Raw genomic sequence first — 21,999 nt, 5'->3', positions numbered from 1 at the left:
GATGACGCCGGTCCGCTGGGGCGGGCCGGCGAAAGGGAGGTGTGATGCCCCGTCAAGCGGAGCAAAGGTGGGGACCGGACTGGTTTCGCCGGCTCTGCGTTCATTTTCCCCTCTTCTACGCGCTCTGGCTGCTGCTCTCCGGCGGCCGGGCGGACTTCCTTATTCCGGGCGTTGTCGCTGCGCTGGCGGCGGCAAGTGTCAGCCTCACCATCTGGAAGAGAGGCGGTCGCCGCCTGCGGCTTCTCGCACTGCCGCGCTACCTCCTGCATTTCCTGTGGCGCTCCTTCGTCGGCGGCGTGGATGTGGCCTGGCGGGTGTTTCACCCGCGCCTACCGGTCTCACCGGAGTTCCTGCACTACCGCTGCCGCGTTTCCGAAGAGACCCAGCGCGTCCTTTTCTGTGACAGCCTCAGCCTGATGCCCGGTACGCTGGGTGCGCGCCTGGAAGGCGGTGACGCCTTGATTCATCTCCTCAGTCGCGCTGGCGGGGAGCAACGGCAGCTCGCGCGGGAAGAAGAGGCGATTGCCCGCCTGTTCAGCCGGGAGCCGCCGCGATGACAGACTTCTACCTCGCCGTTGCAGCCTTCCTCCTGCTCACCATTCTGTTGGGTCTCTGGCGCGTGCTCCGCGGACCGGCACCGGCGGATCGCATGATGGCCGCGCAGCTCTTTGGCACCACCGGTCTGGCGACTGTGCTCCTTCTCGGTGCGGCCAGCGACCAGGGGGCCGCCGTCGACATCGCGCTCACCTTCGCCCTGCTCGCGGCACTCAGCACGGTTGCCTTTGTGCGTTGCGCCCGGCGCATTCCGCCGGCTGAACGGAAGCGGCGGCCATGATCGACTTTGTGTCCATCTCGCTGATCCTGGTCGGGGCCCTGTTCTTTCTTGCCGGCACCTTGGGGCTGCTGCGCCTGCCGGATGTCTTCTCCCGCCTTCATGCCCTGACCAAGGCCGACAACCTGGGCCTGGGCTTCGTGGTTGTGGGGCTGGCGCTTCAGGCCGCCGACGTCCTGCAGGCGATCAAGCTGCTGCTGGTCTGGATCGTCGCGATGCTCGCCGCTGCCACGGCAGCACAGCTCGTGGCGCAGCACGCCCATGGTGACGAACGGCAGGGAGACTGGGAATGAGCCTGGCAGAAGCCGTTTTCGATGGCCTTCTTGTTCTGCTGCTGCTTGGCGTGGCGACGCTTGCCTTCTGGCATCGGCGGATCTTCGCCTCGGCTGTCTTCTTTATCGTCTTCGGACTGCTGCTGGCTCTGGCCTGGCTGCGGCTGTCGGCACCGGACATCGCTCTGGCGGAAGCGGCGGTGGGGGCCGGCGTCACCGGCGCGCTGGTGATCGCCACGCTGTCTCGGCTGTCAGCCCAGTCGTCGAAGTCACGCAAGTCCCAGGAGGACTGACGCGGTGTTCGGCGCCATCGACGAGCAGGAGCCGCCCTTCGGCCTGAGCGCCACCCTGCTGGCGCTGGCGGCTCTGGTGGCTTTTGCCGGCTTGGCCTATGTCGCCGTCACCCTCGCCGGTGAGGCGACCGGCCTTGCCGAGCCTGTGCGCGCCGCCCTGCCGCGCAGTGGCCTCGACAACCCGGTCAACGCCGTGCTGATTAACTTTCGCGCCTTCGACACCCTCTTGGAGAAGGCGGTGCTGCTGCTGGCGCTGGTGGGGCTTTGGGGCTTGATGCCGGAGGCACCCTGGTCGGCCCCCAGTGGCAACTTCCTGACACCCGGCGCGGCGGAGCCGCAGTTGCTGCTGCTGCTGAAGGCCCTGGCGCCGCTGGTACTGCTCTCCGCCTTCTACCTCTTCTGGCTCGGTGCCGAGGAGGCTGGTGGCGCCTTTCAGGCCGGGACGATTCTGACCGCCGTGACGATTCTGCTGGTGCTGGGCAAGGTCCTGCCGGCGCCGCCCCATGGAGCAGCCTGGCTGCGCGCGGCGGCCGTGGCCGGCTTCCTGCTCTTCGCCGGGGTCGGGTTGGCGGTGGGGCTGGGTAGTGGCGTCTTCCTCGACTATCCAGAGGCCCTGGCCAAGCCGCTGATCCTGACCATCGAGGCGGGCATCGCCCTGTCCGTGGCGGTGCTCCTATTCCTGCTGGCCAGCGGGCTACCGCGGGAGGAGGGCGAGCCGCAATGACACAAAGCCTGCTCTTTGCCCTGGCTGGGCTGGCGCTTTTCCTACTCGCCCTGCACGCCTTTCTCACCCGCCGGCACCTGGTGCGACGGATCATTGCGCTCAATGTCATGGCCGGCGGGATCTTCCTCTTCTTCGGCGCCATGGCGGCCCGCGGCGAAACCACCGATCCCGTGCCTCAGGCCCTGGTGATCACCGGCATCGTCGTCTCGCTGGCGACCACGGCCCTGGCCCTGGCCCTGACGCTTCGGCTCTATCGCGCCACCGGCTGCATCGAGCTGGAAGCCGCCGCGGCGGCTGCCGAGCGCGAGCAGAAGCAGGACTGAGGCTGGATGGCCGCGGGCTTCCTACTGGAACCGGGCTTGCTGCTGCCGCTGCTGGTGGTTTTGCCCGCCGGGCTTGCGGCAATCCTGCTGCTGCCGGGCGCGGCCCTGCTCCGCGTGGTTCCTCCCCTGGCGGTCGCGCTGCAGTTGGTGCTGTTGCTGGCTCTTGGGCAGGCTATTGGCCACGACCAGAGGCTATTGGTCTGGCTGGGCGGTTGGAACGCGCCTCTGGGCATCGGCCTGCGCGCCGACGGCCTGGCGCTGGCCTTCATGCTCATGACCACTGCGGTCATGGCGGCCGTGCTGCTCTATCAGTGGCGCGCGCAGAGCCCGGCCCGTGAGGGCCGGATCTTCTGGGCTCTGCTGCTCTTTCTCTGGTCCGGTCTCAACACCGTCTATCTCTCCCACGACCTCTTCAATCTCTACGTCGCGCTGGAGATCGCCGGCCTGGGCGGCGTGGCCCTGGTGGCGCTCTCCGGAGCGACCACGGCGCTGGTGGCGCAGATGCGCTACCTGCTGCTCGCCACGCTGGGGTCGCTGTTCTACCTGCTTGGCGTGGCGCTGATCTACGCGGCACTGGGGGTGCTGGACCTGACGCTGGTGGCCGAAGGCGCGACGGCCGCGCCGGTCATGCTGGCGGCCCTGACCCTTATCACCCTGGGCTTGCTGCTCAAGGCGGCCATCTGGCCACTGCATTTCTGGCTGCCGCCGGCGCATTCCAGCGCCTTGCCACCGATCAGTGCGGTGCTCTCGGCGCTGGCGGTCAAGGCACCGCTCTATCTGCTGCTGCGCCTCTGGTTCGAGGTCTTCCCGGAGGTGCCCGGACCTGGCGCCTGGACACTGCTGGGAGTGCTCGGCGCCGTGGCCGTGCTCTGGGGCTCCCTCTTGGCGCTGAGGCAGGAGCGGCTGAAGCTGATGATCGCCTACTCCACGGTGGCGCAGCTCGGCTATCTCCTGTTCGTCTTTCCGCTGGCCCAGGCCGGCGGCGCGCTGGGCGAGCGGGCCTGGAGCGGCGCGCTTTTGCATCTGCTCTCCCACGGCGTCGCCAAGGCGGCGATGTTCCTGGCTGCCGGTGCCCTGGTGTTGCGCTTGGGCAGTGACCGGCGCGAAGCCATGGCCGGTGCCAGCCGACTGGCGCCGGTGCCGCTCTTCGCGCTGGCTCTGGCGGGACTGTCCATCATGGCGCTGCCGCCCAGCGGCGGCTTCCTGGCCAAGTGGCTGCTCCTGGGTGCGGCTCTGGAGGCCCGGAGTTGGTGGCAGGTTGCGGTGCTGCTGGTGGGCGGTCTGCTGGCGGCTGGCTATCTGCTGCGCTTCATTCTGCCGGCCTTTCGCCCGCCAGCGGAAGAAGCACAGCACGAACGCGGTGGCAGCGGCTTTCAAAGCGCCGCCGCCATGAGCCTCGCCTGTCTCTCGCTGCTGCTCGGCCTGGCAGCGCAGCCGCTGATCGAGCTGCTCAGCCTGAGCTATCCGGGCGCAGGGGAGATCTCGCCATGACGCCCCTTCTGCTCCTGCCCGGGTGGAGTTACCCCTTGTTGCTGCTCGCCTGCTCGCTGGTGCCGGCGGTCACCATCTTCCTTCTCGGGCGCGACGCGCAGCGACTGCGCAATCTGGTCAACCTGGCCGGCGCCGGGATGAAGCTGCTCGTCGTCATGGCGATGCTCTGGGGCGTCTATCAGGGGCAGAGTTACAGCTTCCGCCTGCCTCTGGGGGCGGGCCTTGAGCTGCTGATGCACATCGACGCACTGGCACTGCTGTTCATCACGCTGTCGGCCCTGCTCTGGTTCGTGACCACGATCTACGCCATTGCCTATCTGCAGGACGACGGCGAGCAGCGCCGCTTTTTCGGTTTTTTCAGCCTCTGTGTGGCCTCGACTGTCGGCATCGCGCTATCAGGCAACCTCTTCACCTTCTTCATCTTCTATGAGCTGCTGACCCTCTCGACCCTGCCGCTGGTGGCGCACCAGGGCGATGACAAGTCGCTGGCCGCGGGGCGCACTTATCTGCGCTATACCCTGACCGGCAGTGCCGTCCTGCTGCTGGGCATTCTCTGGCTGGAAGTGGCGGCGGGCAGCGGCAGCTTCCTGGAGCCGCCGCTGGGCATGGTCGCGCTGGCCCAGGAGTCACCGCTCACGCTGACGGTGATCTTCGCCCTGTTGATTGGCGGCCTGGGCGTGAAGGCAGCCGTCATGCCGCTGCACGGCTGGCTGCCGGCCGCGATGGTCGCCCCGGCGCCGGTCAGTGCGCTGCTGCACGCGGTGGCGGTGGTCAAGGCGGGGGCTTTCGGCGTCGTGCGCGTGGTCTTCGATGTCTACGGCATCGAACTGATGCAGGCGCTGCACCTTGGCCTGCCGCTCACCATCCTGGCCTCGGCCACGATCCTGCTGGGGTCGCTCATCGCCCTGCGGCAGGAGGAGATCAAGCGCCGCCTAGCCTATTCGACGGTCAGCCAGGTGTCCTACATCGTGCTCGGCGCCTCGCTGCTCACGCCGCTCGGATTCATCGGCTGCCTGGCGCATCTGGTGCACCAGGGCATCATGAAGATCACCCTCTTCTTTTGCGCCGGGCTCTTCCAGAAAAAGCTGGGCATCCACCGCATCGACGAGATGGACGGGCTGGGCGCGCGCATGCCTCTGACGATGTTGGCCTTCAGTGCCGGGGCGCTGGGCATGATCGGCCTGCCACCCATGGCGGGTTTCATTTCCAAGTGGTACCTGGGGCTGGGCAGCCTGCAGGCCGGGCAGGGGTGGGTGATACCTGTCCTGGTGGGCAGCAGCCTGCTGAACGCCGCCTACTTCCTGCCGCCGCTCTATCGCGCCTGGTTCCGACCGGCGCGAGTGGACTGGCCCGAGCGGCCGGCGGGTCGGTGGGAGGCTCCGCTCTGGCTGGTGCTGCCGGGCGTCTTCACCGCCATGGCCGCGCTGGGTGCGGGCGTGTTTGCCGCCTTTCCGGTCAGCCCGCTGGAGTGGGCCCGCCTGATCGTCGCGCGGGAGTACACCCTGCCATGACCCCTCTTGCCGCTGTCAGCCTGGCGCTCACGCCGCTGCTGCCGCTGCTCATGGCGCTGGCGGTGGTGCCGCCGCGCAGTCGGGAGTGGGTGGCGCGCCTTCTGCCGCTGGCACCGCTGCCGGCCCTGGCGGCCGCCCTGCTGGTGCAGCCGGGTGGTGATCTGCTGCTGGAAACGGTCTTGCTCGGGCTGGACCTGGGGCTCGATGGGCCGCGGCGCCTGCTATTGGTGATGACTGCCCTGCTGTGGATGGCGGCTGGCTTGTATGGGCGCGGCTACATCCCGCGCGATGCGGCGCAGCACCGCTACAACGCCTTCTTTCTGGCCTCCATGGGCGGCAATCTGGGCCTCATCGTTGCGCTGGATGCGCCGGGCTTCTACCTCTTCTTCAGCCTGATGACGCTCTGCTCCTACATGCTCGTGGTCTTCGAGCGGGGGGAGCGGGCCTACCGGGCGGGCCGCGTCTATCTGGTGCTTTCGCTCATCGGCGAGATGGCGCTGCTCTGGGGTCTGCTGCGTGCCGTTTCCGCAGCCGACAGCCTGATGATCGCCGATATGCCGGTCGCACTGGCCGAGGGTGGGGCCCTCACGCCGCTGCTGCTGTTCTTCGGCTTTGCCATCAAGGCGGGGCAGTTCCCGCTGCATGTCTGGCTGCCGCTCGCCCACCCAGCCGCGCCGACGCCGGCCTCGGCCGTGCTGTCCGGCGCGATGATCAAGGCTGGCCTGTTGGGCATGCTGCTCTTCCTGCCGCTGGGGGAGGCGGCGCTGGCGCGCCCGGGGCTGCTGATGGCTGCTTTGGGCATGCTGACGGCCTTCTATGGGGTGCTGCTCGGCCTGCCGCAGCGCAACCCCAAGACCATCCTGGCCTATTCCAGTCTCAGCCAGATGGGCGTGCTGATCTCGGCCCTGGGCGTGGTGCAGGCCTCACCCCAGGCCGCACCGCTGCTACTGCCGGCTGTGGTCTTCTATGCCCTGCACCACGGCTTCTCCAAGGGCGCGCTCTTCCTGTCCGTGGGTGTGGTGCAGCAGGGTCGCACGGGGCGCCTCCTGGCCCTGAGCGTGGCGGCCCTGGCAGCCGTGGCCATTGCCGGCGCACCGCTGACCGGCGGCAGCCTGGCGAAGTTGCTGGTCAAGCAGGGTGTGGAGGAGGCCCAGGGCGAGGCCGCCGCCCTGGTGGGGGCTCTGCTCTCCTGGTCGGCAGCGGGTACGGCCTTGCTGATGCTGCGTTTCCTGGTGGCTCTGGCGGCCGAACCGCGTAAGCAGGGTGGAGAGAAGAAGGAGGCCGCCGGGGCAGGCTGGCTCTTCTGGCTGCCCTTCGTCGGCACGGCAGTTCTGGCCCAACTCTTCGCCTGGGGGCTGGTTCTGGTCGAAGGCGACGAGGTGGCGGGAAAGGCGGTCACTGCCTATGGCCTGTGGGAGAGCGCCTGGCCGTTGCTGCTGGCGCTCGTTCTGGCCGCCCTCTGGAGCCTTGCCGGGCGTCGACTTGGCTTGCCGAGGCCGGAGGTTGCCGAGGGTGACCTGATCGCCTTGGCTCCCAGCCAGGACAGAGTGCGCGAGAGCGGCCATCGGCTCTACATCACCCTTGCCCGCCCTTTGCGGCGCCGTCCCCGGTTTGTCACTGCCACCAGCCAAGGCCTGGCCGATACTGTGCAGAAATGGGAGCAGGCCCTGGTCCGGCCACAAGGACTGCCGATCACGCTGTTGCTGCTGTCAGGGCTTTTGCTGCTGGTGATCTTGGTGCCATAGACATGAGCGACAGCTTTCCGAGCGTCACTCCGGGCCGAAGGCTGTGCGGTAGCTCTCCTCGATCCGCACCGCTTCCTCATCGGTAAGGACTGCGAACTCCTTTTCACGGGTGCGGCGGGAGAGGCGACCTTCGTTCTGATGAAGGAAGCGAAAGAGCAGGTCGATCATGCGCTCGGGCATGTCGAGGAAGGCTTCGATCTCGCTGCGGAATTGATCGTAGCGGCGCAGGAAGTCGGTTTCCTGTGGCAGATCTTCTTCAATGGTCTTGTGGACACAGGCGTAAAGGAATTCCGCGTGCGGGGTTGCATCGAAGAAGCGGTAAAAGTCCCCTGTGTCATTCAGAACCCGCACGTTGAAGCTGTCCGTTGGCTCCCATTCGATAAGCGGCTGTAGGCGCTCGGAGTAGCTCTCGAGCACAGCGCGATAATCGTCGATCCGTTCCAGAATCGCCGATGACACCGGGAAAATGACGCCAGGCGGATTGAAGCCGCGTTCAGCCAGCACATGGTGGATGAGGTAGCGTTGAATTCGGCCGTTGCCGTCCTCAAACGGGTGAGTATAGATAAAGCCGAAGGCGAGAATCGCGGCGGCGATCACCGCATCGAGGCTCTGCGCTGGGCCGCGGTCAAACGCGACCATGCCGTCGATCAGTGCCGGCAGGTCCTCATGGCGGGCGCTGATATGGTCCGGGAGTGGCATGCGGGATTCGCGGTCATGGGCGCCGACGAAGCCGCCTTGCTGGCGGAAGCCGAGCTTTACGAAGCGTGCATCGCCTATGACGATGCGTTGCAGGCGCAGCAATTCTTCGGGATCGAGCGGTCGCCGGCCAGCCTCGCCGATGGCGCGCCCCCAGCGCTGAATGCGGTCCTTTGGCGGGCGTTCGCCCTCGATCGCATAGCTCGACCGTGAGTCCTTGAGCAGTAGGAATGCGGCGGTGCGGGTGAGGATGTCGCGCGGAACGGCGGCGACGATATCCTGCGCGCGCTGCGGCAGGTTCAGCGCTGCAAAGCGTTCCAGCGCTTCGGTACGGTAGACCAGCGGGCAGAAATCCGGCGTGCCGGGCAGGTTGTTCCTTACCCGGTAGCGCGGCGCATTCTCCCCTTCCGACGCATATTGCTGGTTAGGATCGACCACAGGCACGTAGCGTCCCCCGGCGGCATCCGGCAGATCGAGGCGGCTTCCGGTGAGCCATTCATAGAGAAACCAGATGCGGCGGGCGTAGCTGCCAGTGGGCTTATCCCGCACGAGCGCTTCGATGGCGACCGGGCCGGTGGCGGCGAACAGGCGCTTGAGGACCGCAAGATCGAGACCCTCATACTTGAGGGCGAAGGTGAGGTTTCCTTCGAGGGTTGGATGCGGAGCGTGACGCGGCGTCATGATCCGCCATCCGTCCTGCTCTCTGATTCGGTGGCGCTCGCCAATCGCCGAGAGCGCCCGGGGCAGCGGGGCGGCCAGGTTGTAGGCGTCGATCAGCGCGGCATAGCCGGCTGGCGTCGCAGTCTCCGGGAGGCGCCTTTCCTGAAAAACCGTCACCGGCCCTGAAAAGCGAGTCTGCGTCGAGGCAGCCATGAAAAACGTGCCCTTCCCGTAACAGCGGATCCCCGGGACACCGTTCCCCTGAAAATTGATCCTAGCACGTGAAAAATGCTTCGCGGAAGGGAACTACTGTGAAAAAGGGTATGGTTCGGAAGCGGGGCTTCGCCGCCTGTTTCACCGATGGCCGGGTGGCAGGACCGGTGGCTTGCAACCTTTGCACCTTCGCGAGCCAGACTCAGTTGGCAATGGTGAGGGAACGCAGATCAGTAGAATATCCGGCTCCACGGCGTCGCTGCCGCGGAGCCGGATGAGGCACTATCCGTTCTGGGAGCGGACGGCGTCCTCGATGCGTGCGCCGACATCCGCGTCGATGTTCTTCCAGTACTGGAAGGCGCGGCTGAGTACGGGTTCGCGCACGCCCTTCAGGGCGCCGGTGAGCGTCTCGACCAGCTGCGCGCGCTGGGCGTCATTGAAGACCTCGCGCACCAGGATGCCCGGCTGGGTGAAGTCGTCGTCGTCCGGGCGCAGGGTGTAGGCGCTGCGCACCAATTCGCCGTCGGCTTCCCAGCTTTCGTCCATGACACCCGTCTCGTCGGCCCAGGTTCGCCCGCCGCTGTTGGGGACATAGACCGGGGCATTGCCGCTGTGGTGGTAAGCCATCTGGCCGTCGAACATGTAGGTGTTCACCGGCACCTTGGGCTGGTTCACCGGCAACTGGTGGAAATTCGTGCCGATGCGGTTGCGCTGGGCGTCGTTGTACGCAAAGGCGCGGCCCAGCAGCATCTTGTCCGGCGAAAGGCCGATGCCCGGCACGGTGTTGCCTGGCGAGAAGGCCGCCTGCTCGATCTGGGCGAAGAAGTTCTCCGGATTGCGGTTCAAGGTCATGGTGCCGACCCTGATCAGCGGATAGTCCTTGTGGGACCAGGTCTTGGTCAGGTCGAAGGGATTGATGCGGTAGGCCTTGGCTTCGGCGTAGGGCATGACCTGAACCGACAGGGTCCAGCTCGGATGCTCGCTGCGGGCGATGGCATCGAAGAGGTCGCGGCGATGGAAGTCGGCGTCGTCGCCGGCCATCTTGGCGGCTTCCGCGTTGCTGAAGTGTTTCATCCCCTGATGGGTGTGGAAGTGATACTTCACCCAGAACTTCTCGCCCTGCGCATTGACCCACATGTAGGTGTGGGAGCCGTAGCCGTTCATGTTGCGCCAGCTGCGCGGCAGCCCGCGCTCGCCCATGAGGTAGGTGACCTGGTGCGCCGATTCCGGATTGTTGGTCCAGAAATCCCACTGCATGTGATTGTCGCGCAGGCCCGAGTCCGGCAAGCGCTTCTGGCTGCGGATGAAGTGCGGGAACTTCATCGTATCGCGGACGAAGAAGACCGGCGTGTTGTTGCCGACCAGGTCGTAGTTGCCCTCGTCCGTGTAGAACTTCAGCGAGAAGCCGCGCACGTCGCGCCAGGTATCCGGGCTGCCGGCCTCGCCGGCGACGGTGGAGAAGCGGGCCAGCATCTCCGTCTTGGCGCCGGGCTGGAAGAGGGCGGCCTTGGTGTAGGTGGAGACGTCCTCGGTCGTCTCGAAGACACCGAAGGCACCGGAACCCTTGGCGTGTGGCTGGCGCTCGGGCACCTTCTCTCGATTGAAGTGCGCCATCTGCTCCAGGAAATGGACGTCGTGCAGCACGATCGGTCCGTCTGGCCCAACCGTCAGTGAATTGCGATCACTGGGAGCCGGAGCGCCGGTGCTCATGGTGGAGCCGGTGCCGCTTTTCTTGCCGATATCGCTCATGGTCGGTGCTCCCCTGACTTGTGATAGGAGGTCCGGCTTCCGGAAGCCGGGTATTCGTGACGATTGTCAATGTACCACCAAGGATGTGGCCATGGTTTGACGCAGCACAAGCGATAACGGGCCTATCGTTGCGGGAGTATCAGTAGGTGGCACGCCCCCCGGAGAGGTCAAACACGCCGCCGGTGCTGAAACTGCAGTCCCGGCTGCACAGCCAGAGCACGAGGCGGGCGACCTCCTCGACGCTGCCCAGCCGACCCATGGGACTCTTGCGGATCATCGTTTCTACGTGCTCTGCGGACATCTGTTGCAGCAGCGGCGTGTCGACGGCGGCCGGGGCGATGACATTGGCCAGCACGCCGCTGTCCGCCAGTTCCTTGCCGAGCGACTTGGTAAGCGCGATGACACCGGCCTTGGCCGCGCTGTAGGCAGAGGCGTTGGGGGTGCCTTCCTTGCCCGCCAGGGAGGCGATGTTGACGATACGACCCTGGTCGCTGCGGCGAAGATGGGGGACCACGGCCTGGCAGACGTTGAACACGCCGATGAGATTGACCTCGATGAGGTTGCGCCATTCCCGGGGCGGATAGTCCTCCAGCGGCATGGTCGGGCCGGCGTATCCGGCGTTGTTGACCAGCATGTCCACCCGGCCATGACTGGCCAGGGTGGCGTCGAGTGCCTCGGTGATCGATCCGGGCTGGGTGACGTCCACGGTGAAGGCGTTGCGGCCGTCGGAGCGTGCCGCGCGATCCCAGACCACCACTTCCGCGCCGCTCTGCGACAATGCGGCCGCGATGGCGGCACCAATGCCGTTGCTTCCGCCGGTTACGACCGCCGTGCGACCGGTGAAGTCATAGCGTACCTGCTGGCTTTCGACTGCCATTCCTGTCCTCGTCGATGCAAAGCGGGGCGCAGACCCAGGCCTGCGCCCCGCAATGGGTGTGTGAGTGTTTGTGAAAGGGCCGCGCCCGCGAAGGCTCAGCCCAGCGTCGAGTTGAAGGCGCCGCCGTCCAGGAGCCAGTTCTGCCCCACGACGTAGCCGGCATAGGCGCTGCAGAGGAAGGCACAGGTGGCGCCGAATTCCTCCGTGGTGCCGAAGCGGCCGGTGGGGTTGGCCGACTGGGCCTGGGCCCGGGCTTCCTCGACCGAGATGTTTTTGGACTTGGCCGTGTTGTTGATGAGGGCTTCGATGCGCGCCGTCTCATGCTGGCCTGGCAGCAGGTTGTTGATCGTCACGCCGTACTGGGCGACCTGGCGGGCGGTGCCGGCGACAAAGCCGGTGAGCCCGCTGCGTGCCGCGCCCGAGAGGCCCAGGGCCGGGATCGGGGCTTTCACCGAGCCGGAGGTGATGTTGACGATGCGGCCCCAGCGTCGCTCGATCATGCCCGGCAGCACCGCGGTGATCAGGTGGATCGGGGAGAGCATGTTGGCGCGCAGCGCGTTCTGCCACTCCTCCTCACCCCAGTCGTGCCACATCCCCGGCGGCGGGCCACCGGCGTTGGTGATGACGATGTCCGGCGCGGGCGCGGCTTCCAGCAGCTTCCCGCGTCCCTCGGGGGTGGTGACGTCGGCGGCCACGGGGGTGACGCTCACGCCGTGATGAGATGCGATGGCCTCGGCGGCTTCATTCAGTGGCCCTTCGCTGCGGGCGTTCAGGACCAGATTGACGCCGGCCTCGGCCAGCTTCTCGGCCGAACCACGGCCCAGCCCCTTGGAGCCGCCGCAGACGATTGCCGTCTTTCCCTTGATTCCCAGATCCATCTTGTCTTGCTCCTCGACTTTGTGGTGCTGCCGTTCGTCGGATTTTAGTGCAGATCGCGTTCCACTGGAATCGCTTCGCGATCCAAGTGGAACGCGTGAATCTGCACTATCTCTTTAGTGTTAGACCGGATTCACGCGTTCAATCTGAAACCCTTAGAAGGCGGTGGTGCGGAAAAGAAGGGTCCCGCCGTCGCAATGACGGCGGGACCGCAAAGCACGACCTAACTCACGGCTCGAAGTGATAGCCGTCCGTGATTCTAGCGTCTTCCGGGATGGCCGGCAGATCGGAGAAGAGGTCCGGCTGCTCTTCCATCACCTTCACGATGTGGGTCGAATCGATGTGCTCATTGACGTCGAAGGTGTCGTCGATGAAGCCCAGGCGATGCAGGGTGTCGACCGCGGCATGCAGCGCCGCGTAGTTGTTGGCGGAGAGCCGGCGGTCAGCCTGCTGAATGTTGTAGCCCATGGCTTCCTCGGCCACCTCGATGTCGAGGCCGGGGATCCAGCGGGTCGCCACCTGGGCGGCATCCTCAGGATTGGCACGCATCCACTGATCGGCCTCGGAGAGGGCGGCCAGGTACTTTTCGACCGTCTCGCCGTTCTCGCTCACCCAATCGCGCATGGCGACATTGAAGCCGACGTAGGAGATGTAGTTGCCGCCGCGTACGACCTCATAGGCGCCGGGCACGTCCGTCTGCGCCATGATCGGCCAGGGATCCCAGCCCACGAAGGCATCGATGCCGTCGGCGAGCAGAGCCACCGTCATGTCGGGCGGCGGGGTGTTGACGAGATTGACGTCGCTCACCTCCAGGCCACCGGCCTCGATCAGGGCCAGGACATAGAGATGGTTGATGGTGCCGAAGGAGGCCGCGACGCGCTTGCCTTCCAGGGTGGAGAGGTCGTCGCCGTCGATGCCGGAGCCTTCGGCCGCGGCGAGGGCCATGGTGGTGTCGGAACCAAGCTGCGCGGCGTTGCCGCTGTAGTTGCCGAGCGCCACCAGATCCATGCCGCGCACCACGGCGCCGATCATGGGCACGCCGACCTGGACCGTGTCCACCTCACCTGACTGCAGGGCGTTGAGGGAGTCGACGCCGGTCGCATAGGGGTTGGCGATGTGCACGTCGAGGCCGTGCTTCTCGAAGAAGCCCTGCTCCAGGGCGATGGGCAGGCCGAGCTGGTCAATGCCGGAAACCATGCCGGCGTTGAGCGGGATGAGGTCGTCATCCTGCGCGTTGGCCGCGAGTGGCAGGGTGACTGCCAACCCGGCGGCAAGGGCAATTTTCTTGATCATCCTTATCCTCCCGTATCGAGCGGCGCCACCTCCACGACCCAGAAGGGGCGTGCGAGTGAGGTGAGGTCCGCTCTATTGACTCCGCGCACCTGCACGGAGTTCTCCTTGGTACCCGAGACCCGGCCGTGTTCCTGGAGCTTTCCGATGTGGAAGCGCTCCGGGGGGAAGGGCAGGGTCACGAGTACGTCGACGCGCCGGCGGTCGTCGGGAACGCCAGGGGCGATCTTCCCGGGGGCCGCCAGATAGAGCCAGGTTTGAAAGATGGCTGTCGCCACCAGCACGACAAGGATGACCTTGCCGCGGGTGGTGGCCAGGGCTGCGCGCAGCAGCTTCATGCCGAGCGCACCAACTGCAGGACCTGGTTCGAGAGGTCCTTGAAGTCATTGTCGTGGACGAGGCTGTCCCAGACCCGTGGACGCGGCAGGGAGATGTCCACCTCGGCCAGCAGGTTGCCTTGGGCGAGGACGACCACCTTGTTGGCCAGGAAGACGGCCTCGCCCACGTCGTGGGTGATGAAGACCACCGTCGGCCGCCGCTCCTCCCAGATGCGGGTGAGCTCTTCCTGCAGCGTCATGCGGGTTTGCGCATCGACGCTGGCGAAGGGCTCGTCCATCAACAGCACATCGGGATTGTTGGCCAGCGCGCGCACCACGCCGACGCGCTGCTGCATGCCGCCGGAGAGCTCATTGGGATAGCGGTCGGCGGCGTGCGACAGGCCGGCCATCTCCAGGTACTCGTCGGCGATGCGCGCCCGCTCGGCCTTGCCGACGCCGCGCATCTTCGGACCGAAAGCCACGTTCTCGCGCACGGTTTTCCAGGGGAAAAGCGCAAAGGACTGGAAGACCACGCCGCGATCGGGCCCCGGGCCGGAGACCTCCCGGCCGTCGACCAGGATGCGCCCCCCGGTCTTGGGCACGAAGCCGGCGATCATGTTGAGCACCGTGGTCTTGCCGCAGCCGGAAGGACCCACCACAGCCACGAAGTCCCCTTCCTCCACCGTGAGGGAGAGGTCCTTGATCGCCTCGACCTGCGTGCCGCGGTAGGGGTCGAAGTAGGTCTTGGCGAGATGTTCGAGGACCAGACTTTTCATGACGAGACCAAACCCCAGCGTTGGCCGGTCGCGCGCTCTATGGGCGCGAGGATCCAGCTATCGACAATGTACCAGAGGATGCCGAGCACGATCATGCCGACGACGATTTCCTCGACCGAGCCGGCGCGCCGCGCGTCGAACATGAGGAAACCGATGCCGCTCGTACCGACGATGATTTCGGCGGCGATGAGAGCGCGCCAGCCGTAGCCCAGGCCGTTGCGCAGGCCGGTGATGATGTTGGGCAGCGCGCCGGGCAGCGTGACCTCGAAGAGGATCCGGGGCCGCGAGGCGCCCAGGCTCTGGGCCGCGCGCCTGAGCTCGGGGTTGACCGAACGGATGCCCAGCACGGTGTTCAGCACCACGGGGAAGAGCACCGTGTAGACGATGACGAAGGTCATGGTGGTCAACCCGAAGCCGAACCAGATCAAGAGGATCGGCAGCCAGGCAATATCGCCGATGGCCTGGAAGAACAGCAGGATCGGCCAGGAGACCTCATGGGCGCGGCGGTTCAGGCCGATGAAGATGCCCAGAGGCACGGCCAGTGCCATGCCGGCGGCCGCACCCACGGCGAGCCGGACCACACTGTCGCCCAGATAATCCAGCAGGATGCCTTTGTAGAGCAGCTCCCAGGCTTTGATGAGCACATCACCGGGGCCGGGCAGGAAGACGCGCGGAAAGAGCTCGAGCCAGACCACAAAGGCCCAGAGTGCGATCAGTGGAATGAAGGGGATCAGGGCGGCCAGGCCCGGCCACTTGATCGTCATGCGGACGTAGTAACCCCAGAGGGTCTGCAGCGGCCTCATGAGCGTTGCACCATTCCCCAGCGCTCGACCGTTGCGCGCTCAAGCGGCGCGAGCAGCAGGCGGTCGAGCAGGAGCCAAATGATGCCGATGACGATCATGGCGAAGACGATCACCTCGGTGCGATAGAAGTCCCGCGCCAGGAAGAGCATGTAGCCCAGCCCGGTGTTGGTGGCGATCATCTCCGCCGCGATCAGGCCGCGCCAGGCGAAGCCCATGCCGGTCCGGATGCCGGTGACGATGTTGGGCAGTGCGCCGGGCAGCAGCACCTGGGTGAGCATCTGCCAGCGCCCGGCGCCCAAGGAGGCCGCGGCGTTACGCAGAGGCATGGGAATCGTCGAGACGCCCAGCAGCGTGTTGTAGGTGACCACGAAGAAGACGGCGTTGTAGATCACGAAGGTGATCGCCCCGAAGCCGTAGCCGAACCAGAGGGTGGCGATGGGGATCCAGGCGATGCCGGCCAGCACCGAAAAGAACCGCAATGGCGGCGTCAGGAAGGTGGAGACGCCGCGGCTGACCCCCATGGCGATGCCCAGCGGCACCGCGGTGACGATGGCCAGCACCGTGCCCACCGAAACCCGCAGCAGGCTCGCCCCCACATGGGTCAGGAGGGTGCCGTCGATGATCGTCTTCCAGCCGGCGCTGAGCACCGTGGGGACATCGGGAAAGACGCGCGGATTGACGTCCAGCGCCATGACCAGCACCTGCCAGACCACCACCATGCCAAACAGCGGCCAGAGGAAGCGCAGGGCTTGGCGCACGCGCGACGGAGCAGGCCGGAAGGCGGCGGCCTGATCAGCGGCCATCGCTGCGGTCCTGCCCTGCACTCAAGGCGTGAAAATGAACAAGCGCCCTTCGGCGGCTGGCCTGCACCAGGATCTCCTCCCTGACCATCTTGCTTGGGCGGCGGCTGGACGGTATCACCGACTCACCCACCTTTGTTTGCCCACACTATGGACATTTGCCCACATTTCGCGGAGAAGTATTGTCGCAGGCTTGACCGCCGTCAAGCCAGGCTGCCGGGCTTCCGGCCGAAAGGCCACCGCGAGGAACAAGCGACCCGGTCGACAGGAAACGAGGTGGCGCAGATGGAGGTGTTCGAGGGCAGCGGAAAGGGACAGGCGCGGGGCGCCCGGCGCGGGACTGCGGTGCAAGGGGCGGCGGCCTTTTCCAAGTACATGGCCGTGCTCCAGGCCGTGGCCGACGAGCCGGGGCGGCTGGATCGGGCGGGCCTGGCGCGCCAGATGCCCTATCCGCGCGGCACGGTCTATCGGCTCGTCTCGGCCCTGCAGGCAGAGGATCTGCTGAACGAACACGCCGACGGCACGCTCCATCTTGGCTACCGACTGATCAGCCTGGCCTCGCGCAGCTGGGAGAACTCGGACCTGCGCAGCACTGCGCACGATCATCTGGAGGAACTGCGCCGGCTCACCGGCGAAACCGTGCACCTGGCGGTGCCGAGCGGCCTGGGTATGGTCTACATCGACAAGCTGGAAAGCCCGCACACGGTGCGCATGACCTCGCGCATCGGCACCTATGTGGATCTTCACACCACCTCGGTCGGCAAGGCCTATCTCGCCGCGCTGTCCCCTGAAGCACGCGAGGCTCTGGTGCAGCGAATCGAGTTCCGCAGCCGCACGCCTAACTCCATCACAGATGCGCCCGGCCTGCTGCGCGAGGTGGAGCGGGTGGCACAGCAGGGCTATTCGGAGGACCGCGAGGAGCAGGAGCCGGAGATCCGCTGCTTCGGGGCCGCGATCCGAGACCGCGAGGGCACACCGGTTGGCTGCGTGAGCGTCAGCGTCCCGACCTTCCGCTTCGATGCACAAACAGCCGAAGCGCAGATCGGCCACCTCAAGCGCGCCGTTGCCCGCATCTCCGCCGAGCTCGCGACGCTGGTTTAGGAACGCGGGCCAGGGTTTTCGGCTGCAGACGACTAAGAGGCACTCATCCACTGACCTCTCGGTAAATTAGCAAAGGGGTCATTCCATGGTATGATTCTGGTCGTCCTAGAAAGCGTTTTGATAAAGGTATAATAGAATTGAAAACACTTACAAAGAGTTCCTGCCCTTGATTGTGTGCGCTGTTCATTCCATAGAGGCTATCGCTATCATTGTCGATATCGCCATAGGCGCCAGGAATCGCGTCAATTATTCCAAGCATATTCCATTTTCCGCTTATCGAAGATCCGTGCTTAAGAAGCAAATATTCTGAATTTGTTAAAAGGGAAGGTCTGTCCAGCGTAGACCATACAGCCTGACCATTGTTAGCAAATATGCGGCCTAACAGGGCGTGCGGTAATATTGTTAAAAGCTCAAATGCAATATCGCGATTGTGCGCAGTTTGGTTGTCGGAAGCGTCTTCCTTGGAAGAGCGCCGCATGCTTCTATTTTTATGTGCGTTTGGCTGCATTGTTTTGAAAATTCTCTTGATCGATGGTAGGTCCATCGAGCGGCGAATCATATCCAGGTCAGTAATTTCTAATTTACCCGAGGTCAGAAAAAATTGGCCAATCCTTGCATTTTCAAAGTCCCGTTCAATTAAATTATGCGAATCCAAATAATTTAGAAAGGACCGAGCATTACTCCATATAGGATCGTATACTCTTGTATGCTCATGTGAGTTTCGTGAATTTTCGTTCTCGCCGTATGATCCGTTGGCTTTAGCCAAGCCAGGAATGCTGCCAGATGCTTTTATAGAACCATGAGTGTGCTTCGCTTCCTCATTTATGTCGCCGACGGTTACCCCGGTTAAGTGTCCTGCATCATTGAACTGAGAAAGAAAAGATGCGACTCGTCGTACATCATGATAGAGAAAGTCAAAAACAGGGTTTGGCTCTTTCTCAGTGTGTATTTTGTTTGAGATAGTTTTGTTTAATTTATTGCTCATTATATAACTCACATTTAAAGAATTATTATAGAATTTATATTATTGCGAGGGGCCTCGGTGAGGGTGGCGCTTATTTAGTCGGCCTGCAGGTACCAGTCATACTCTTGCGGCGAGATCAGCCAGTCGAACTCGTCGTATTCGGCTTCCTTGCAGGCGGCGTAGAGCTTGGGGTAGTCCGGGCCCAGGTACTGGGGGATGATCTCGGAGGCGAGGAGTTGCTCCAGTGCCCGGCGCGGACGCATGGGCAGGGCCTTGTCGAAGCTCTCTCCGGCATTGCCGTCGTGGGGCGCGCCGGGGTCGACGCGATTGACGATGCCGTGGTGGATGCCGGCGATCATGCTGGCCAGGGCCAGGTAGGGGTTGGCATCGGCGCCGGCGACCCGGCTTTCGATGCGCCGGGCCTTGCCCGAGCCGATGGGCACGCGCATGGCCACCGAGCGGTTCTCGAAGCCCCAGGAGCGGGTGATCGGCACGAAGATGTTCGGCTCGAAACGCCGGTAGGAGTTCACGTTCGGCGCCAGGAACGCCATGGATTCGGGCAGCAGTTCCAGCACGCCGCCAATGGCGTGGCGCAGGGTGTCGCTGGCCAGAGCGTCGCCGCCGTCGAAGACGTTGTTGCCCTCCTCGTCGTAGAGGCTCACGTGCAGGTGCAGGCCGCTGCCGGCCTCCTCGGGATAGGGCTTGGCCATGAAGGTGGCCTGATAGCCGTGCTTGCGGGCAACCCCGCGCACGACCCGCTTGAAGAGCACGCAATGGTCGGCGGCCATGAGCGGGTCGGTCTCGTGGCGCAGATTGATCTCGAACTGCCCCGGCGCGTACTCGGCGCTGATCGCCCCGGTGGGGATGCCTTGGGCGTCGCAGGCATCGGTGACGTCTTCCAGCAGGTCCTCGAAGCCGTCCACCTGGTCCATGCCGTAGACCTGGGTGCCGCTCTCGCGCTTGCCGGTAAGGGGGGAGAGCGGTGGCTGCGGTTGCCGGCCCTCGGCACGCTCCTTGTCCAGAAGGTAGAATTCCAGCTCGAAGGCAACGACCGGGCGCAGGCCCAGCTCGCGCAACCGCCCCAGCGCGCGTGCCAGCACGTTGCGCGGCTCGAAGGCCAATGGCTGGTCCTTGCTGTCGGAAAAGGTCAGCAGCAACTGCCCCAGTGGCCGCTTGGACCAGGGCACCGGTTTGAGCGTGCCGGGAATCGGCCGGGCGATGGCGTCGGGATCGCCGTCGGAAAAGCCCTTGCCGCCCGGATCATGGCTCTGGCCGTTGGTGTCGAGCAGAAAGACCGAGGCGGGAAAGGTCACGCCCGACTTCCAGACGCTCTTCAGGTCCTCGACCGGATAGCGCTTGCCGCGGATGACGCCGGAAAGATCGGCGAGCAGTAGGTCGATGGCGACGGTGTCAGGATGGTCGGCGAGGAAGGCCGCGACCTCGGGGTGTAGATCAGAGCTGCTGTCCGGCATGATACCCTGGAAGGACGTTGCGATTGCCGCATCATCCTTCGCCGCAGCGGTGCTGGCAATGGTAATGCAGCGGCGCGTGGCGCCGCCGCCTTCACCCGTTCGTGCGCGCCTTGTCCACCTCGCTCTCGGTCATGCGCGCGGGCGAGGGAATGCCCACCACGTTGTAGCCGGCGTCGACGAAGTGGACCTCGCCGGTAACGCCGGCAGACAGCGGCGAGAGCAGGTAGAGGCCGGCCTTCCCGACCTCATCCAGCGCGACCGCGCGGTTGAGCGGCGCCTGATCGCGGCTCCAGCCGTAGGTGAAGCGCGCGTTGGTGATGGCGGAGCCGGCCAGGGTGCGCATCGGGCCGGCGGAGAGGGCGTTCACGCGCTTGCCTTCCGAGCCCAGGTCGGTGGCCAGATAGCGCACGCTGGCTTCCAGGGCCGCCTTGGCCACGCCCATGACATTGTAGTTCGGCGTGACCCGTTGGGAGCCGAGGTAGGAGAGGGTGAGCAGGCTGCCGCCCTCGCGCAGCATCGGCCCAGCCGCGCGCGCCACTTCCGTGAAGGAGTAGCAGGAGATGGTCAGCGTCTGGGCGAAGTTGGCGCGGGTGGTGTCGAGATAGCGCCCCTTCAACTCCTCCTTGTCGGAGTAAGCGATGGCATGCACGACGAAATCGATCTCGGGCCAGACCTTGGCCAGCTCCTCGAAGGTGCCTTCCACCGCGCCCGGTGCGGCCACGTCGCATTCCAGCACGAGGTCGCTGCCGATGGACTCGGCGAGCGGCCTCACCCTGCGGGCAAAGGCCTGCCCCTGAAAGGTGAACGCCAGTTCTGCCCCTGCTTCATGCAAGGCTCGGGCAATGCCCCAAGCGATGGAGTGGTCATTGGCAACGCCCATCACGAGGCCGCGCTTGCCCGTCATCAAACCCATGAGTCTTGCCTTTCCGCTGCGTCTGCGCTGGCGCGGGGGGAGGGGGAGGACAGGGACATCCTCAGGTCTGCAGACGCCGGAATGCGAGGCTGCAGTTGGTGCCCCCGAAGCCGAAGGAGTTGGAAAGCGCGCAGTCGATCCGCGCATCCTCCGCGTTGTTGGCCACGATCGGCACGCCCTCTGCCTCGGGATCGGGAGTGGCGATGTTGATCGAGGGCGCGATGAAGCCCTCCTTCATCATCAACAGCGTGTAGATGGCCTCGGTCACGCCGGCGGCGCCCTGGGCGTGGCCGGTCATGGACTTGGTCGAGCTGACCTTGGGTGCCTTCGCGCCGAAGACTTCCTTGATCGCCCGCAATTCCACGCTGTCGCCCACCGGTGTCGAGGTGCCGTGGGCGTTGATGTAGTCGACCGACGTGTCCTGCAGGTCCGCCGTGGCCAGCTTCATGCAGCGCACCGCGCCCTCGCCGGACGGGGCGACCATATCGGCACCGTCGGAGGTGGCGCCATAGCCCACCAGTTCGGCATAGATGGTGGCGCCGCGTGCCTTGGCCCGCTCCAGCTCTTCCAGCACCACGACACCGCCACCACCGGTGATGACGAAGCCGTCACGGTCGATGTCATAGGCGCGGGAGGCAAGCTGTGGCGTGGCGTTGTGCTTCGAGGAGAGTGCGCCCATGGCGTCGAACAGCATCGACAGCGTCCAGTGAAGTTCCTCTCCGCCGCCGGCGAAGACCACGTCCTGCTTGCCGTACTGGATCAGCTCCGCGCCGTTGCCGATGCAGTGCGCGCTGGTCGAGCAGGCCGAGGAGATGGAGTAGCTGTGGCCCTTGATCTTAAAGGCGGTGGCCAGGTTGGCCGAGTTGGTCGAGGACATGCAGCGCGGCACCATGTAGGGCCCGATCCGCTTCACGCCCTTGCTGCGGGCGATGTCGGCCGCTTCCACCTGGTTCGAGGTGGAGGGGCCGCCGGAACCCATGATCAGGCCAGTGCGCTCATGGCTGATATCGTTCTCGCCCAAGCCGGCGTCGGCAATCGCCTCCTGCATGGCGATGTAATTGTAGGCCGCACCGGCGCCCATGAAGCGCAGCAGGCGCCGGTCCACATGGTCTTCGAGAGTGATGTCGATCGAGCCCTTGACGTGGCTGCGAAAGCCGCGCTCGGCATAGTCTTCGGCAAAGACGATGCCCGAGCGTCCGCCCCTAAGCGATTCGATCACTTCCTGACGATTGTTTCCGATGCTGGAGACGATGCCCAGGCCGGTGACGACGACTCGTCGCATGATACTCTAACCCCGTAGC

At 65.2% G+C, this 21,999-nt stretch carries 23 protein-coding genes; 10 read left to right on the top strand and 13 right to left on the bottom strand.

Translation table 11 applies throughout. From position 1 onward, the window contains the following. The first annotated feature begins 44 nt into the window (after positions 1 to 44). Genes ABZ720_RS11850 through ABZ720_RS11810 form a run of 9 tightly spaced genes read left to right on the top strand, consistent with a single transcriptional unit; the run spans position 45 to position 7,191 of the window. Positions 45 to 557, top strand: a complete 513-nt coding sequence (locus ABZ720_RS11850; protein WP_366555732.1) for a Na+/H+ antiporter subunit E — start codon at positions 45 to 47, stop codon at positions 555 to 557. Continuing rightward, positions 554 to 835 carry an MrpF/PhaF family protein gene (locus ABZ720_RS11845; RefSeq protein WP_366555731.1) on the top strand — a complete coding sequence of 94 codons (282 nt, stop codon included), beginning with the start codon at positions 554 to 556 and terminating at the stop codon, positions 833 to 835. The genes ABZ720_RS11850 and ABZ720_RS11845 overlap by 4 nt, the downstream gene beginning before the upstream one ends. After that, the gene (gene mnhG / locus ABZ720_RS11840) at positions 832 to 1,125 is read left to right on the top strand and encodes a monovalent cation/H(+) antiporter subunit G (protein WP_366555730.1); all 294 of its coding nucleotides are present in this window, start codon (positions 832 to 834) and stop codon (positions 1,123 to 1,125) included. Before ABZ720_RS11845 ends, mnhG begins: the two co-directional genes overlap by 4 nt. Then, positions 1,122 to 1,397 (top strand): Na(+)/H(+) antiporter subunit B, encoded by a 276-nt coding sequence (locus ABZ720_RS11835; protein WP_366555729.1) that lies wholly within the window; start codon positions 1,122 to 1,124, stop codon positions 1,395 to 1,397. The genes mnhG and ABZ720_RS11835 overlap by 4 nt, the downstream gene beginning before the upstream one ends. A gap of 4 nt (positions 1,398 to 1,401) precedes the next feature. Then, the gene (gene mbhE / locus ABZ720_RS11830; RefSeq protein WP_366555728.1) at positions 1,402 to 2,121 is read left to right on the top strand and encodes a hydrogen gas-evolving membrane-bound hydrogenase subunit E; all 720 of its coding nucleotides are present in this window, start codon (positions 1,402 to 1,404) and stop codon (positions 2,119 to 2,121) included. Continuing rightward, positions 2,118 to 2,444: an NADH-quinone oxidoreductase subunit K gene (locus ABZ720_RS11825; protein WP_366555727.1), complete on the top strand. Its 327-nt coding sequence runs from the start codon at positions 2,118 to 2,120 to the stop codon at positions 2,442 to 2,444. Before mbhE ends, ABZ720_RS11825 begins: the two co-directional genes overlap by 4 nt. A 6-nt stretch (positions 2,445 to 2,450) precedes the next feature. After that, a complete protein-coding gene (locus ABZ720_RS11820) occupies positions 2,451 to 3,935 on the top strand; it encodes a complex I subunit 5 family protein (protein WP_366555726.1) in 1,485 nt (494 codons plus the stop codon). Further along, positions 3,932 to 5,446 carry a proton-conducting transporter transmembrane domain-containing protein gene (locus ABZ720_RS11815; RefSeq protein WP_366555725.1) on the top strand — a complete coding sequence of 505 codons (1,515 nt, stop codon included), beginning with the start codon at positions 3,932 to 3,934 and terminating at the stop codon, positions 5,444 to 5,446. Before ABZ720_RS11820 ends, ABZ720_RS11815 begins: the two co-directional genes overlap by 4 nt. After that, positions 5,443 to 7,191: a complex I subunit 5 family protein gene (locus tag ABZ720_RS11810; protein WP_366555724.1), complete on the top strand. Its 1,749-nt coding sequence runs from the start codon at positions 5,443 to 5,445 to the stop codon at positions 7,189 to 7,191. The genes ABZ720_RS11815 and ABZ720_RS11810 overlap by 4 nt, the downstream gene beginning before the upstream one ends. Before the next feature lie 24 nt (positions 7,192 to 7,215). On the opposite strand, the gene ABZ720_RS11805 is transcribed toward ABZ720_RS11810, so the two are convergent. The 9 genes from ABZ720_RS11805 to ABZ720_RS11765 form a co-directional block, all read right to left on the bottom strand. After that, positions 7,216 to 8,760 carry a Fic family protein gene (locus ABZ720_RS11805; protein WP_366555723.1) on the bottom strand — a complete coding sequence of 515 codons (1,545 nt, stop codon included), beginning with the start codon at positions 8,758 to 8,760 and terminating at the stop codon, positions 7,216 to 7,218. A 282-nt stretch (positions 8,761 to 9,042) separates the two neighbouring features. Next, the gene (locus ABZ720_RS11800; protein WP_366555722.1) at positions 9,043 to 10,509 is read right to left on the bottom strand and encodes a catalase; all 1,467 of its coding nucleotides are present in this window, start codon (positions 10,507 to 10,509) and stop codon (positions 9,043 to 9,045) included. 139 nt (positions 10,510 to 10,648) lie between these two features. After that, positions 10,649 to 11,386: an SDR family NAD(P)-dependent oxidoreductase gene (locus ABZ720_RS11795; RefSeq protein WP_366555721.1), complete on the bottom strand. Its 738-nt coding sequence runs from the start codon at positions 11,384 to 11,386 to the stop codon at positions 10,649 to 10,651. 95 nt (positions 11,387 to 11,481) lie between these two features. Continuing rightward, complete coding sequence (locus ABZ720_RS11790) at positions 11,482 to 12,264, bottom strand: SDR family oxidoreductase (protein ID WP_366555720.1); 783 nt, start codon at positions 12,262 to 12,264, stop codon at positions 11,482 to 11,484. Positions 12,265 to 12,490: 226 nt separating this feature from the next. Continuing rightward, positions 12,491 to 13,555 (bottom strand): ABC transporter substrate-binding protein, encoded by a 1,065-nt coding sequence (locus tag ABZ720_RS11785; protein ID WP_366555719.1) that lies wholly within the window; start codon positions 13,553 to 13,555, stop codon positions 12,491 to 12,493. A gap of 2 nt (positions 13,556 to 13,557) precedes the next feature. Then, positions 13,558 to 13,890, bottom strand: coding sequence for a hypothetical protein (locus ABZ720_RS11780; protein ID WP_366555718.1), 333 nt, complete (start codon positions 13,888 to 13,890; stop codon positions 13,558 to 13,560). Beyond that, positions 13,887 to 14,645 carry an ABC transporter ATP-binding protein gene (locus ABZ720_RS11775; protein ID WP_366555717.1) on the bottom strand — a complete coding sequence of 253 codons (759 nt, stop codon included), beginning with the start codon at positions 14,643 to 14,645 and terminating at the stop codon, positions 13,887 to 13,889. Before ABZ720_RS11775 ends, ABZ720_RS11780 begins: the two co-directional genes overlap by 4 nt. Next, on the bottom strand, positions 14,642 to 15,448 hold the full coding sequence (locus ABZ720_RS11770) for an ABC transporter permease (protein ID WP_366555716.1): 807 nt from the start codon (positions 15,446 to 15,448) through the stop codon (positions 14,642 to 14,644). Before ABZ720_RS11770 ends, ABZ720_RS11775 begins: the two co-directional genes overlap by 4 nt. Then, entirely contained in the window at positions 15,445 to 16,251 is an 807-nt protein-coding gene (locus ABZ720_RS11765; protein ID WP_366555715.1) for an ABC transporter permease, read from the bottom strand. Before ABZ720_RS11765 ends, ABZ720_RS11770 begins: the two co-directional genes overlap by 4 nt. Before the next feature lie 282 nt (positions 16,252 to 16,533). Here ABZ720_RS11765 and ABZ720_RS11760 point away from each other — a divergent pair, with 282 nt between their 5' ends. Further along, positions 16,534 to 17,349, top strand: a complete 816-nt coding sequence (locus tag ABZ720_RS11760) for an IclR family transcriptional regulator (RefSeq protein ID WP_366555804.1) — start codon at positions 16,534 to 16,536, stop codon at positions 17,347 to 17,349. Between the two features lie 43 nt (positions 17,350 to 17,392). Here the strand turns inward: ABZ720_RS11760 and ABZ720_RS11755 are convergent, their stop codons facing one another. From ABZ720_RS11755 to fabB, 4 genes are all read right to left on the bottom strand, one after another. Beyond that, positions 17,393 to 18,334 (bottom strand): hypothetical protein, encoded by a 942-nt coding sequence (locus tag ABZ720_RS11755; RefSeq protein ID WP_366555714.1) that lies wholly within the window; start codon positions 18,332 to 18,334, stop codon positions 17,393 to 17,395. Positions 18,335 to 18,408: 74 nt separating this feature from the next. Next, a complete protein-coding gene (locus ABZ720_RS11750) occupies positions 18,409 to 19,785 on the bottom strand; it encodes a glutamine synthetase family protein (protein ID WP_366555713.1) in 1,377 nt (458 codons plus the stop codon). Between the two features lie 91 nt (positions 19,786 to 19,876). Then, positions 19,877 to 20,689 carry an enoyl-ACP reductase FabI gene (locus tag ABZ720_RS11745; RefSeq protein ID WP_366555803.1) on the bottom strand — a complete coding sequence of 271 codons (813 nt, stop codon included), beginning with the start codon at positions 20,687 to 20,689 and terminating at the stop codon, positions 19,877 to 19,879. 70 nt (positions 20,690 to 20,759) lie between these two features. Then, a complete protein-coding gene (gene fabB / locus ABZ720_RS11740; protein ID WP_366555712.1) occupies positions 20,760 to 21,980 on the bottom strand; it encodes a beta-ketoacyl-ACP synthase I in 1,221 nt (406 codons plus the stop codon). Positions 21,981 to 21,999 lie beyond the last annotated feature (19 nt).

Origin of the sequence: Aquibaculum sediminis (assembly GCF_040712085.1) — a bacterium.
In the GTDB taxonomy this organism is placed as follows: Bacteria; Pseudomonadota; Alphaproteobacteria; order Kiloniellales; family DSM-21159; genus Aquibaculum; species Aquibaculum sediminis.
This window is presented reverse-complemented; position numbering and strand designations above follow the sequence as displayed.